14 protein-coding genes and 1 tRNA gene are annotated in these 13231 nt (G+C 66.3%); 10 read left to right on the top strand and 5 right to left on the bottom strand.

From position 1 onward, the window contains the following. Window positions 1–54: 54 nt before the first annotated feature. The 3 genes from G432_RS18335 (at window position 55) to G432_RS18325 (ending at window position 1881) form a co-directional block, all read left to right on the top strand. Window positions 55–534: a glutathione peroxidase gene (locus G432_RS18335; protein WP_015460317.1), complete on the top strand. Its 480-nt coding sequence runs from the start codon at window positions 55–57 to the stop codon at window positions 532–534. Between the two features lie 272 nt (window positions 535–806). After that, window positions 807–1028: a hypothetical protein gene (locus G432_RS18330; RefSeq protein WP_015460316.1), complete on the top strand. Its 222-nt coding sequence runs from the start codon at window positions 807–809 to the stop codon at window positions 1026–1028. Window positions 1029–1257: 229 nt separating this feature from the next. After that, entirely contained in the window at window positions 1258–1881 is a 624-nt protein-coding gene (locus tag G432_RS18325) for a YceI family protein (RefSeq protein ID WP_015460315.1), read from the top strand. Between the two features lie 76 nt (window positions 1882–1957). On the opposite strand, the gene G432_RS18320 is transcribed toward G432_RS18325, so the two are convergent. Together G432_RS18320 and G432_RS18315 are read right to left on the bottom strand one after the other, a co-directional pair. Then, complete coding sequence (locus tag G432_RS18320) at window positions 1958–2284, bottom strand: DUF2218 domain-containing protein (protein ID WP_015460314.1); 327 nt, start codon at window positions 2282–2284, stop codon at window positions 1958–1960. A gap of 140 nt (window positions 2285–2424) precedes the next feature. After that, window positions 2425–3072, bottom strand: coding sequence for a PadR family transcriptional regulator (locus tag G432_RS18315; RefSeq protein WP_015460313.1), 648 nt, complete (start codon window positions 3070–3072; stop codon window positions 2425–2427). 117 nt (window positions 3073–3189) lie between these two features. Between G432_RS18315 and G432_RS18310 the strand changes: the two genes are divergently transcribed. The 5 genes from G432_RS18310 to G432_RS18290 all read left to right on the top strand — a co-directional run bounded on the left by G432_RS18310 (window position 3190) and on the right by G432_RS18290 (window position 6316). Continuing rightward, window positions 3190–4500, top strand: a complete 1311-nt coding sequence (locus tag G432_RS18310; RefSeq protein ID WP_015460312.1) for a replication-associated recombination protein A — start codon at window positions 3190–3192, stop codon at window positions 4498–4500. Beyond that, entirely contained in the window at window positions 4497–4838 is a 342-nt protein-coding gene (locus G432_RS18305) for an MmcQ/YjbR family DNA-binding protein (RefSeq protein WP_015460311.1), read from the top strand. The genes G432_RS18310 and G432_RS18305 overlap by 4 nt, the downstream gene beginning before the upstream one ends. Continuing rightward, window positions 4838–5704, top strand: coding sequence for a hypothetical protein (locus G432_RS18300; protein ID WP_015460310.1), 867 nt, complete (start codon window positions 4838–4840; stop codon window positions 5702–5704). The genes G432_RS18305 and G432_RS18300 overlap by 1 nt, the downstream gene beginning before the upstream one ends. Window positions 5705–5721: 17 nt before the next feature. Further along, window positions 5722–5797: transfer RNA gene (locus G432_RS18295), tRNA-Thr, on the top strand. 117 nt (window positions 5798–5914) lie between these two features. Beyond that, window positions 5915–6316: a DUF1801 domain-containing protein gene (locus tag G432_RS18290; RefSeq protein ID WP_015460309.1), complete on the top strand. Its 402-nt coding sequence runs from the start codon at window positions 5915–5917 to the stop codon at window positions 6314–6316. A gap of 22 nt (window positions 6317–6338) precedes the next feature. On the opposite strand, the gene G432_RS18285 is transcribed toward G432_RS18290, so the two are convergent. Both G432_RS18285 and G432_RS18280 read right to left on the bottom strand, forming a co-directional pair. After that, entirely contained in the window at window positions 6339–6743 is a 405-nt protein-coding gene (locus G432_RS18285; protein WP_015460308.1) for a DUF1801 domain-containing protein, read from the bottom strand. A 25-nt stretch (window positions 6744–6768) separates the two neighbouring features. Next, window positions 6769–7215 carry a DUF1801 domain-containing protein gene (locus tag G432_RS18280; RefSeq protein ID WP_015460307.1) on the bottom strand — a complete coding sequence of 149 codons (447 nt, stop codon included), beginning with the start codon at window positions 7213–7215 and terminating at the stop codon, window positions 6769–6771. A gap of 169 nt (window positions 7216–7384) precedes the next feature. On the opposite strand from G432_RS18280, the gene G432_RS18275 reads away from it, so the two are divergent. Together G432_RS18275 and G432_RS18270 are read left to right on the top strand one after the other, a co-directional pair. Further along, window positions 7385–8986, top strand: a complete 1602-nt coding sequence (locus G432_RS18275) for an ABC-F family ATP-binding cassette domain-containing protein (protein ID WP_015460306.1) — start codon at window positions 7385–7387, stop codon at window positions 8984–8986. A 212-nt stretch (window positions 8987–9198) separates the two neighbouring features. Next, on the top strand, window positions 9199–12198 hold the full coding sequence (locus G432_RS18270) for a TonB-dependent receptor plug domain-containing protein (protein ID WP_015460305.1): 3000 nt from the start codon (window positions 9199–9201) through the stop codon (window positions 12196–12198). On the opposite strand, the gene G432_RS18265 is transcribed toward G432_RS18270, so the two are convergent. Next, window positions 12159–13184 (bottom strand): DUF2268 domain-containing putative Zn-dependent protease, encoded by a 1026-nt coding sequence (locus G432_RS18265; protein ID WP_015460304.1) that lies wholly within the window; start codon window positions 13182–13184, stop codon window positions 12159–12161. The genes G432_RS18270 and G432_RS18265 overlap by 40 nt on opposite strands. Window positions 13185–13231: the final 47 nt, after the last annotated feature.

The following is a 13231-nucleotide window of genomic DNA, read 5'->3' as shown; positions in this document are numbered from 1 at the left end:
AACGCCGCGCCATGCGGGCATCCTCCGGCAAAGACATTGGAGGGGACGAATCGCATGGCCGGCATCTATGATTTCCAGGCGGAAACGATCGACGGGGCTCAAGCCTCGCTCGCTGATTATCGCGGCAAGGTGCTGCTGATCGTGAACACCGCCAGCAAGTGCGGCTTCACCCCGCAATATGAAGGGCTGGAAAAGCTGCACGAGGCCTATGCCGATCGCGGCCTCGCCGTGCTGGGCTTTCCCTGCAACCAGTTCGGCGCGCAGGAGCCGGGGGACGCGACCGAAATCGCCAATTTCTGCACGCTGAAATATGACGTGAAGTTCCCGATGTTCGCCAAGATCGACGTCAACGGCGAAAATGCGCACCCGCTCTATAAGTATCTCAAGCATGAGGCGAAGGGCGTGCTCGGCACCGAAGGCATCAAGTGGAACTTCACCAAGTTCCTGGTGGATCGCCAGGGCCATGTCGTCGATCGCTTCGCCCCCACCACCAAGCCCGAGGATCTGCGCGGCGCGATCGAAAAGCTGCTCTGACGGCCCTGCCCCGGCCGCTTTTCCGGGCGGCGGCCGGCGGCTACCCCAATTCGCCGCTGCTACCTCCTAAGATTTCCCCGCCGCCGCGCGGGGCCTTCCGCTTGCGCCTCGTGCCTTAAAATCATTTCGTTCCCGCACCTTTGCCACCGCAGCCCGCCGGCCCCGCCGCGTCCCCGCGCGCCTGACGGGGGCCGGGCCGTCGATTGACTCCGGTCCGGCGCCAGCGGATGCTCATCGCCGGTCGCGGTTCTGATCCCGCAGGAGCACTGAGCATGTTCGGACCGATCAAGCGCCTCAAAGCCTTGTCCGAAAAGACGGACAAAGCCTTCAAGGAAGCCGAGGAGAAGGACAAGGACAGCCCGATCGACGACGGCAAGCCGAAGAAGAGCGAGGATGACGCCAATGCCGCCGTCGACGCCGCCGAAGCGGTGGTCGAAGTGGCCAAGCGCGCGGTGCTGAACGCCATCGCCGACAGGAAGGGCACCGATCGCTAGGAGCCCCGCCCGCGGGGCACCTGCCAGCATCGTCGGCCGGCCGGATCGCTCCCCCCGTTGATCCGCCGGCCGGCGAACCCCGCTGCGGCCCCGGCATGCTCCGTTCCGGCCGCCGCCGCTCCTGCCTTTCCACGCTCATTCCGGAAACATTTCGTTTCACTAATGATGGTTTGACAGTCGCGCGCCGCACCGTCAGCCTCGCGCGGCTTTTCAACGACCGGAGCCTGAAATGCGCAAGATCATGATCGCCGCGGCGCTTGCCGTCACGTCCGCCGTCGCCATCCCCGTCATCGCCCAGATGCCCACCACCGCGCCGGGCGCCAAGGATCCGTCGCGGGTAAAGGCCGGAACCTACACCGTCGACAGCGCCCACACCCAGGTGCTGTTCGAGGTGAACCACCTCGGCTTCAACGATTATTTCGGCCTGTTCGGCAACGCCACCGGCACGCTGAAGCTTGATCCCGCCAATCCTGCCGCCGCCAGCGTCGCGATCGAGATTCCGATCGCCAAGGTCGCCACGAACAGCGATGGCCTCACCAAGCATCTGCTCGGCCCCGATTTCTTCGATGCCGCCAAATTCCCCACCGCCACCTTCAAATCGACGAACATCACCGTCGACGGCAACGATGCGAAGATCACCGGCGATCTCACCATCAAGGGCGTGACCAAGCAGGTCGTGCTCGATGCCGAGTTCGAAGGCGCCGGCGTCGGCCCGATGAACAAGAAGGATACGGTCGGCTTCGAAGCCGAAACCAAGATCCGCCGGAGCGATTTCGGGATCAGCTACGGCATCCCGATGGTGCCGGACCAGGTGGAGCTGAAGATCAGCGTCGCCTTCGAACGCGAGGGCTGATCCCCCAGGACATGAAAAGGCCGGGTCGCCACGGAGGCGGCCCGGCCTCTGTCTTTACCCTGATCGGGGGATCGGCTTACCGCCAGTCGAAAGCCAGCGGCGCCTCGCGGAAGGCGAAGCGGTCGAGGTGGCGGGCCACCGCGCCCTTCAGCGCCTCCAGCTGCTCGGGCGAGCTCGCATCGATCCGCACCGTCAGCGCATCCGCCGCCGCATCGAAGGTGGCGACGGCGTCGCCCGGAAAATCGGCGCCGCGCGCGTCCTTCGGGAAGGTCACCGTGCCGTGATCGGCGGTGAACTCCACCTTCAGATTATGCGCCCAATGCTTGCAGAGCTGCTGCAGGTAACGGCTGCCATGGCTGGTCGGCACGCTGGCGGCGGCACTGGTCGTCGTCGGGTTGGTCAACGGGCTACTCCCTTCCCATGTCCGTGCGGGAAAGCGCGTGGGGGCGATACGGCCCCAACGCGCGCCCGCGGATCGCGCATATGTAGGGGCGGCCGGGTCGATCCCCAGCCGCCGCCGCATGATATCGAGCCGAGATGTCTTCACATCCGCTCGATCTTGCGGGCCACCTCGTCGATCAGCGCCACGGCGTCGTGGATCGTCTCGGTGGTCACGTCCGGCCGCGAAAGCCGGTGCCGCAGCACGACATGCAGGTTGTGCATCGCGCGGCGCACCGCCATCACGTCGGGCCGCCCGCGCTCCTCGGCCAGCCCGGCCAACCGCGCGAACAGCGCCTCCACCTCGGCCTGCCGCTCGGCCAGATGGGCCGTGCCGGCTTCGGTGATGGCGAAGGCCTTGCGGTTGCCCTCGGCTTCCGCCTCGGCGATCAGGTCCATGTCCTGCAGCAGGGTCACCGTAGGGTAGACCACGCCGGGGCTCGGTGCATAGGCGCCGCCGGTCAGTTCCTCGATCGCGCGGATGAGGTCGTAGCCGTGGCGCGGCTGGTCCCCGATCAGCTTCAGCAGCACGAGCCTCAGCTCGCCGCCGTCGAACACGCGGCGCCGGCGGCCGCCGCCTTCCTCGCCTTCCAGGCCCCAGGCCATGGCGAAGCGCCCGCCCCGGAAGCCGCGCGGCCCGCCGTGCCGGCCGAATTCATGGCCGAACTCCCGGCCGCCTTCAAATCCCGGGCCGAAATGCCCACCACGTCCGCGGCGGCCATGCCCTTCATGGAATCCAAATCCGAATCGCATCTGTCATATCTCCTTTAGATGCGTCTAAGATATATCTTGATGTGACGAATGCAAGCCCCCTCCCGCATGCCATCCGCCCTTTGTGCCGATGCGCCCACATCCCTATATTCCGGGGCGATGGCCGATCTCTTCGCTCCCGCCCTTGCCGCCACTCCGCCGGAAACCGCCCCGCTGGCGGATCGGCTGCGTCCCCGCTCGCTCGCCGATGTGGTGGGCCAGGAACATCTCACCGGCCCGGATGGCGCGATCGGCCGGATGGTCGCGGCCGGGCGCCTGTCCTCGATGATCTTCTGGGGGCCGCCCGGCACCGGCAAGACGACGATCTCCCGCCTGCTCGCCGACGCGGTGGGGCTGCGCTTCGCGGCGGTCTCGGCCGTCTTCTCCGGCGTCGCCGATCTCAAGAAGATCTTCGCCGAAGCGCGCGAACATGCCCGCATGGGCACCCGCACCCTGCTGTTCGTGGACGAGATCCATCGCTTCAACCGTGCCCAGCAGGACGGCTTCCTGCCCTATGTGGAGGACGGCACCGTCATCCTCGTCGGCGCCACCACCGAAAACCCCAGTTTCGAGCTGAACGCCGCCCTCCTCTCCCGCGCGCAGGTGCTGATCCTCAACCGGCTGGACGCGAAGGCGCTGGAAACCCTGCTCGCACGCGCCGAGGAAGCCGAAGGCCGCCCCCTCCCGCTCACGGCCGAAGCCCGCGCCGCCCTGGTCGCCTCGGCCGATGGCGACGGCCGCTTCCTCCTCAACCAGGCGGAAACGCTCTTTTCGGTCGATCTGCCGGAGCCGCTCGATCCCGCCGGCCTCGCCGGGCTCCTCCATCGCCGCGTCGCGGTCTACGACAAGGATCGCGAGGGCCATTACAACCTGATCTCGGCGCTCCACAAAAGCCTGCGCGGGTCCGATCCGCAGGCCGCGCTTTATTATCTCGCGCGCATGCTGACGGCGGGGGAGGAACCGCTCTACGTGCTGCGCCGCCTCGTCCGCTTCGCATCGGAAGATGTCGGCCTCGCCGATCCGCAGGCCCTGGTCCAGTGCCTCGCCGCCAAGGATGCCTATGATTTCCTGGGTTCGCCCGAAGGCGAGCTAGCGATCGTGCAGGCTTGCCTCTATCTCGCCACCGCGCCCAAATCGAACGCGGCCTATGCCGCGCAGAAGGCGGCGTTCCGCTCCGCGAAGGAAACCGGCTCGCTGATGCCGCCCAAGTCGATCCTCAACGCGCCGACCCGGCTGATGAAGGATGTCGGCTACGGCAAGAACTACGCCTACGACCACGACACGGCCGATGCGTTTTCCGGCGCCGACTATTGGCCGGAAGAGATGGGGCCCCAGACCTATTACGCCCCCTCCCCGCGCGGTTTCGAGGCGAAGATCGCCGAACGCCTGGCCTATTGGGAAAGGCTGCGCCGCGAACGGAACGGCGGATGAACTGGGAAGAAGCCGTCGCCTTCGCGCTTTCGCTGCCGGGCACGGAAATGTCGACCAGCTATGGCGCGCCGGCGGTCAAGGCCAATGGCCACACCATCCTTTCGCCGGGACGCGAGGCGGGTTCCTTCTGCCTCCATATCGATCGCGACACCGTCGAGATGCTGATGGAGACCGATCCAGACAACTGGTGGCAGACGCCCCATTACGCCGGCTGGCCCGCCGTGCTGGTGCGCCATGAGAGCGCCGATACCGATCGCGTGCGGCTGATGATCGAACGCGCGCGCGATCAGGCCGCCAGCCGCCCGCGCCCGAGGCCCCGCCCGGTCAAGAAAGGCTGATGCGCCGCTTCACCCGCTTCGCCTGCATCGACTGGTCGGGCGCACGGGGGGAGAGGCTTCCCGGCATTGCGGTCGCCGAATGCCATGCCGATGCCGGGCCGCCCCGCCTCGCCGGCCCGCCCGGAAGCTGGTCCCGCCAAACCGTGCTCGATTGGCTGGTCGATCGCGCCGACGAAAGCGCGGACATGCTGATCGGCTTCGATTTCTCCGCCTCCTTCCCTTTCGCCGATCGCGGCGCCTTCTTCCCCGGCTGGGATCGATCGCCCGCCGATGCCCGCGCGCTCTGGGCGCTGGTGGACGGCATCTGTGAAGACGAACCCCATCTCGGCGCCAACGGCTTTGTCGATCATGAGGATGCCGCCCGCCATTTCCGCCGCCATCGCGGGCGGGAAGGCGTGGATTTCGGCGGCGGCGCCGGCCGGATGCGTCTGGTCGAAACCCGCACGCAGGCTCGCCCGGCCTCTTGCTTCAACCTGGTCGGCGCCAAGCAGGTCGGCAAATCCAGCCTCACGGGCATGCGCCTCCTCCACCGCCTCGCCGGCCGCATCCCGGTCTGGCCCTTCGATCCCCTTCCCGAAAAAGGGCCGCTGATCGTGGAGATATATACCAGCATCGCCGCTGTCGCCGCGGGCCGCCCGCCCGGCCGCACCAAGATGCGCGACGCGACCAGCATCGCCCAGGCCCTCGCCGCCCTCGGCAGCGCCCCGCCGCCCGCGCCCGAGCATCATGACGATCACAGCGCCGAGGCGCTCGTCACCGCCGCCTGGCTCCGCATCGCCGCCGGCCAGCCGCACCTCTGGCATCCCGCCCCGCCATTTTCTCCCGCCATCACCGCAACGGAGGGCTGGACCTTCGGCGTCGCCTGAAGCATGGAGCGTCGGTCGCCGGCTTAGCTCAGTTGGTAGAGCACCTGATTTGTAATCAGGGGGCCACGGGTTCGAATCCTGTAGCCGGCACCAGCACCGCCTTGGCACCAAGCCATGACGCCGGAGCAAGTTTTCACCCTCATTGATGCTGCCGGATAACATGGAGACGATCCTGCTCGACATCGCGGGTAGCGGTGGCAATCTTGCCGCATGAACCAGCTCTTTCGCCTTTCCGGCGCCGTCAGCAGGGATCCGAACGTCGATCCATGGTTCGCGGCGGGCGCGGATGAATTGCGAAGCCTGGCCAGGCTGTGGTTCGATCGCATGCGGGCGTGCGGACCCGACGTTCGCGAACTGCTCCATGACGGGCAGCCCACCGCCTGCGTCGGCGGCGCTGCATTTGGATATGTCGACGCCTTTACCAGTCACGTGAACGTCGGGTTTTTCCATGGCGCGGCGCTGGAAGACCCGGCGGGCCTCCTGGAAGGCACCGGCAAGCGCATGCGGCACGTAAAGCTGCGCCGTGGCCAGCCGGTCGACGACGCCGCGCTGGGCGCGCTGCTGGCGGCTGCTTATCGCGACATCCGCCTGCGCCTGGAAAGCGCATCGTAAAGGCTATTCCGGCGGACGCTTCTCAGCCGTTCTTGCCACCCTTCTTCCCGTTCAGCGCCACCGCCGCACGGACCAGCGCCTTCAGCGCCGGCTCGTCGATGGCATCGCCCTCGTGGAAGTCGATCGCGCGGCGGGTATTGCCGTCGAGGCTCGCGTTGAACAGGCCGGCGGGGTCATCCAGCGCCGCGCCTTTGGCGAAGGTCATCTTCACGGCCGTCTTGTAGGTCTCGCCGGTGCAGACCATGCCGTCATGATACCAGACCGGAACCCCGCGCCATTTCCATTCCTCGACCATGTCGGGGTCGGCCTCGAGGATCAGCGCGCGCAAGCGGCCGAGCATCTCGCCGCGCCAGTCGCCCAACGCCCTGATCCGCTCGTCGATCAGCCTGGATGGGGATTTGTCGTCCGCGGTCGCGCCGTTGGCCATGTCGATCCTTCCTCCTTGCCTTGCGCTACGGAACCCAGCCGGGCAGCGCCGCCGCCTGCCTGATCCAGTCCGCCAGCGCGTCCTCGTCCAGCGCATCATCTTCGTGGATGTGGAAGTAACGCGTATCCTTGTCCTTGGAGTCCACCGGCGGCAGCGGCCGCAGTGCGGCGCCGCGAAAGAAGGCCAGCTTGATATAGCGGGTGAAGCAATGCACGCCGAGGAACCAGCCCTGCCCTTCTACGCCATATAAGGGCGAGTTCCACTTCACCGCCTTGCGCACGCCGGGCACGGTCCGCTCGATCAGCGCGTCCAGCCGGCGCCCGGCTTCGCTTTTCCAGCCGGGCATGGCGGCGATATAGGCCTGCACCGGGCCATCACCGTCGCCCTTGGCGATCTGCGGATTGCCGCCCGAAAGCAGCACGGGCTGCCTTGTCCCGCCCTTCGCCGATCCCCCGGATGCCTTGCGCGCCATCCATCCTCTCCTTGGGCCCAACCCATCCGGCCGGGCGGACGGGTGGTTGAACATGGCCCTCGCATGTCCTATCTCATTGCCCGTCAATCGCATAAGCGGATATACCAGATCATGGATTTCAACCCGACAGCAACCTTTGTCCGTTCCGCTGCTCGGGAAACCCGCATCCATGTCCGCCTCGATCGCTCTTTCCAACCTCGCCTGGTCCACGCCTGAAGGCCATCCGGTCCTTTCGGGCCTCACGCTCAGCTTCACCACGGAACGCACCGGCCTCGTCGGCCGCAACGGCGTCGGCAAGACGGCGCTGCTGAAGCTCATCTCGGGCGAGCGCCAACCCCGCTCGGGCACCGTCACGATCAACGGCAGCCTCGGCTTCCTTCACCAGGCCGTCCAGCCACGGCCGGGCGAGACGATCGCCGACCTGTTCGGCATCGCCCCCGCGCTCGCCCTTCTCGCCCGCGCCGAACGCGGCGAGGCGACGATGGAGGAGCTGGGCGACGCCGATTGGCTGCTGGAATCCCGCCTCGCCGAGGCGCTTGCCACGGTCGAGCTCGACGTGCCGCCCGAAACGCCGCTGGCCGCTTTGTCCGGCGGGCAGCGCACGCGGGCCGGGCTGGCCGCCCTGATCTTCGCCGAGCCCGATTTCATCCTGCTGGACGAACCCACCAACAATCTCGATCGCGACGGCCGCCGCGCTGTGATCGATCTTCTCCACGGCTGGCGCGCCGGCGCCATCGTCGTCAGCCATGATCGCGAGCTGCTGGAGACGATGGACGCGATCGTCGAGCTGACGTCGCTCGGCGCCACGCGCTATGGCGGCAACTGGAGCCTTTATCGCGAACGCAAGGCGCTGGAGCTGGCCGCCGCCCGCCACGACCTGGCCGATGCCGAAAAGCGCGTGGCCGATGCCGCCCGCGATGCCCAGAAGATGGCCGAGCGCAAGGCGCGCAAGGATGCCGGCGGCCGGCGCAAGGCCGCGAAGGGCGATATGCCCCGCATCCTGCTCGGCACCCGCAAGAACCGCGCGGAGGCGACCGGCGGCACCAATGCCCGGCTGGCCGAGCGGCAGCGCGACGATGCGCAAAGCGCCGCCGCATCGCTGCGCGAACGGATCGAAGTGCTCCAGCCGCTCACCGTCGCCCTGCCGCCCACCGGCCTCCCCGCCGGCCGGACGGTGCTTCGCATCGATGGCCTCGGCTTCGGCCATGATGCCGCCCGCCCGCTATTCCGCGATCTTTCCCTCACCGTCACCGGGCCGGAGCGGATCGCCGTCGCCGGCCCCAACGGATCGGGGAAAAGCAGCCTGCTGGCACTGATTGCGGGCCGGCTCCGGCCACAGGCTGGGTCGGTGCGGGTGATGGTCGACATGGCGATGCTGGACCAGCAGGTCGATCTGCTCGACCCGTCATCCTCCATCCGCGACAATTATCGCCGGCTCCATCCGGGCGCGGACGAGAATGCCTGCCGCGCGGCGCTCGCCCGCTTCATGTTCCGTGCCGATGCCGCGCTCCAGCAAGTCGCCACGCTCAGCGGCGGCCAGATGCTCCGCGCGGGCCTCGCCTGCGCGCTGGGCGGAACGGCGCCGCCGCAATTGCTGATCCTGGACGAGCCGACCAACCATCTCGACATCGATTCCATCGAGGCTGTCGAAGCGGGTTTGCGCGCCTATGACGGCGCGCTGATCGTCGTCAGCCACGACGAGGCTTTTCTCGAAGCCATCGGCATCACCCGCCGGATAAGGCTCGGCGGCGGGAACGGCATCGACGAATGAACGACGGCCGGCTGCGAACGCCGTTTGCAGAAATGTTGCAGCCGTTGGTCGCAAAATGGGTCCGAAGCGGCCCCGAGGCGCGCATCCTGTTGCACAACGGCATCAGGCGCTGAAACAAAATCGCCGCTGGCATCCTTTCACGGCCGGCAAGGGGATCAAATCGGGGTCGGCGGCGTCTGTGCCGGATCGGGAGCTGACAGGGAGCGACCGCCATGACCCGCATCATCATCAAGCCGCGCCTTTTGGCCGGGATTTCGCAAGCGACGATCGCCATCCTCGCCTGGCCGGCGCTGGCCCAGGCCCAGACGGCCGACGCGGAACCCGAGCAGGGCGGGGACATCATCGTCACCGGATCCCGCATTGCCCGGCCGCAGATCGATTTCCCCAATCCCATAACCGCGATCACCGCCACCCAGATCCAGGAATCGGGGCGCACCAACATCACCGATCTGCTGACGCAGACACCGGCGCTGGTGGGTTCGCAGACCAGCAACACGAACGCGGGCTCCAATGCCGCGATCGGCACCAGCGGCCTGAACCTTCTCAACCTTCGCAATCTGGGCCCGCAGCGGACCCTGGTGCTTGTGGACGGGCGGCGCCATGTCGCCTCGCTGCCGGGCACGGCCGCGGTCGATATCAACACCATCCCGGTCGACCTGATCGAGCGTGTGGACGTCCTCACCGGCGGCGCTTCAGCCATATACGGCGCGGACGGCGTCACCGGCGTGGTGAATTTCGTTACCAAGAAGGATTTCGAGGGTATTCTCGCTCGCGGCCAGATGGGCATCTCCGAGCGCGGCGACGCCGGCAACCGCTTCTTCTCGATCACCGCCGGCAAGAATTTCGCCGACGGGCGCGGCAATTTCACGCTCAATTACGAATATGATCGCGACGAACGGCTTCAGGCGTATCAGCGCAAGCGCAACCTCACCCAGAACCGCACCACCTTCCAGAACAATCCGGACGATCCCGACGACGATCCCAACATCCCCGACAACGTGCCGCTGAAAGACGTGCGCTTCTACGACAGTTCACGCGCCGGCGGCATCGACGTCGACTTCGATGGCGTGCCGGATTATCGGTGGGACGGTTCACCCTGGGATGGAGGCCGCTTCGTGCCGCCCTTCTACCAGCAGGGCGGCGACGGCACGCCGCGATCGGACTATATCGGCGATCTGCTGCCGGACATCGAACGGCATAATGTGAATGCGCTGTTCCGCTACGAAGTGACGGATGGCATCGATTTCTTCGTCCAGGGCAAATATGTGAAGACCAAGACCTTCACGATCAGCCAGCCGACCTTCGATTTCTACTCGCTGATCCAGCCGGACAATCCCTATCTTCCCGCCAATCTGCGCCAGATCGCGCTGGATAACGCCAATAATCCCGATATCGAGATGGCGGGCGTCCTCCTCAACCGCGACAATTTCGATCTCGGGACGCGGGGCGAGGATGTCGATCGCGAGACGATCCGCAGCGTCGTCGGCTTCGAAGGCGATATCAGCTCGCACGCCCGGTTCGAGATCAGCTACGTCTATGGCCAGACCAAGGTGAAGAACCGCCAGATCGGCAACCGCTACAATGACCGCTTCTACGCGGCGGTGGACGCGGTGGACGAAGGCCAGTTCCTCACCGGCACGCCCAACGGCAATATCGTCTGCCGATCGAACCTCGATCCGACGGCCCTGCCTTTCCAGCCGCTGGCGAGCCCCGGCATCAACAATTTCGGTTCCTTCACTCCGGGCCCGAATAGCGGGTGCGTGCCGCTCAATCCGTTCGGCGAGGGATCGCCCAGCCAGCAGGCGATCGACTGGGTCACGCTCACCAGCATCGCCCGCGACAAGCTGACCCAGCATGTCGTGTCCGGGTCGGTCAGCGGCGATCTCGGTGGCCTCTTCTCGCTGCCGGGCGGCGACGTCGGCTATGCGATCGGCGCCGAATATCGGCGGGAAGGCAGCAAATCCACGCCTGATCCGGCCGACACGGCCGGCTTCACCTTCAACAATGTGCTGCTGCCCTCCAAGGGGCATTATGATGTCTGGGAGATTTTCGGCGAAATCAATGTGCCGCTGCTCAAGGACAGGCCCTTTGCCGAGGAGCTGAGCTTCGGCGGTGCCGTCCGCTATTCGGATTACAGCACCGTCGGCAGCACATGGACGTGGAAGGTGGACGGCGTCTACGCACCGATCCGCGACGTCCGCTTCCGCGCCACCTATGCCGAAGCGGTGCGCGCGCCGAACATCTCCGAACTGTTCGATCCGGCGAACCAGACCTTCCTGTTCATTGATGACCCATGCGACGTCAACAACGTCAACAATGGCGCCTCTACCCGGCGGGCCAATTGCGCGGCCCTCCTCACCGCAGCGGGCGCCGATCCCAATACTTTCCGGGACCCCAATTCCGCTTCCATTCCCGGCGTGCAGACCGGCAATCCCGATCTGACCGAGGAGACCGCCAAGACGACCACCGCCGGCATCGTGCTGCAGCCGCGCTTCCTGCCCGGCCTCACCGCCTCGGTCGACTGGTATAATATCAAGCTCAAGAGCGCGATCACCACGGTGACGGCGCAGCGCCTGGCCGATCTCTGCGTCGATCAGGCCACCATCGACAACCAGTTCTGCGCGAACATCACGCGGCAGGTGGGCGGCGCCAATGCGGGCGGGATAACGGGCTTCACGTTGCTGCCCCAGAACGTCGCCAATTTCCACACGCGCGGCGTCGATTTCACCGTCAACTACCAGTTCGCGGTGGGCGAGGCCGATCGCATCGCCCTGAACCTGGTCGGCGGCTATCTCGACAAGCTGACCTTCATCGGCTCACCGGGGGCGGACCCTTCCAACGACCGCAACGTCGCCCAGAGCGTCAATGGCGGCCCCGCGCCGAAATGGCTGCTGAACTTCGACGCGACGTGGAAGCACGGCCCGCTCACCGTCAATTACGGTTTCAACTATTTCGGCAAGACCCTGCGTTTCCTCCGGTCCACCACGACCGGGGACGACGATTATGTGGAGAAGAAATATTTCCACCTGAAATCCAAGCAGGAACATGAAATCCAGCTGAGCTACGACATCAACGAACGGTTCAACGTCTATTTCGGCGTCAACAACCTATTCGACCAGAAACCGGACTTTGCCGAGGATTTCCTGCCTATCTCCGGCGTCGGCCGCTATTTCTACGCCGGTGCCAAGGTGAAGCTGACCGATATCTTCTGAAGCGATCTCTCGGCGCCGCTCCATCGCCGGGCGGCGCCGGCATCGCCCGCCTCCTGTTGCAACGCCATCCCCGGCCGCCAGCCGCTCGCCGCGAGGATAGCCTTCGGATCGCGCAGCTCGAACAGGTCACGCAGCGCCCGATGCTTGTCCTTCGCGCGTTGGTAATAGGCCTTGGCAATGCGGTAGCCGACCCAATAGCCCAGATCGCCCGGCGTCTCGTTCGTGCCGTTGTAGAACCAGTCCGAAAGGTCGGCCTTGTCCTGGTCGGCCATGAACCGGGCCTCGATTTCCGCCTCGTGCCCCTTGGCGATCGCAGCGGGCGCCATATTGCCGACATTGCCTGAAATCAGCTCCGCCACCAGCTCCGCGCCCCCTTCCCGCAAGGCCGCTTCCAGAACGGTCATCCGGCCATCCTCGGGCTCGGGGCTCTGCTGGATATGGGCATATTCGTGCGCGATCACGTGGACGAAGCGATCTTCCGGATCGGGGTTCATGTAACGGGTGGCGCAAAGCCCCTCCAGACCGATGCGCACGCCCTCCCCGTCCGTCATGCCCACGGGCTTGGTCCGCGATACGGCGATCGTGATCGGCGGGAAGCGGGCCTCGGGATAAAGTTCGCGGAACCGCTCCAGCGCGACAGCCACTCTCGGCTTTACGCGCGGCAGCACGGCCATGCACGCCCGTGCATTCTCATAAGCCTGGGGCCGCGCGGCGATGGCGGCCGCGATCGTCGCCCCCGTCACGTTGCGCTGCGCCGCCAACTGGTGGAGCCCCGCCGATCCCGCATCCAGATATTCGCGCTGCAGCCGCTCCGCGCTCGGCTTGCCCCCGGTCGCGTCATAAAGCCTGTAGAAGCGCGTCACGTCATCGACGTCGATTATCGGCGTAGCGGGCGGCCCGGCGCCTGCCCCACCCGCATGTGCCGCCGCGAAGCCCAGCGCGGCGCAGATCAGCAGGCGCTGGCGAAGGCTGTTGGCGCTGGGCACGGGCTATTCCTTTTCGATCGACGGCAATCGGCAGCCATCCTGTTCGG

It is taken from the genome of Sphingomonas sp. MM-1 (assembly GCF_000347675.2).
GTDB classification, from domain to species: domain Bacteria; phylum Pseudomonadota; class Alphaproteobacteria; order Sphingomonadales; family Sphingomonadaceae; genus Sphingomonas_E; species Sphingomonas_E fennica.
This window is presented reverse-complemented; position numbering and strand designations above follow the sequence as displayed.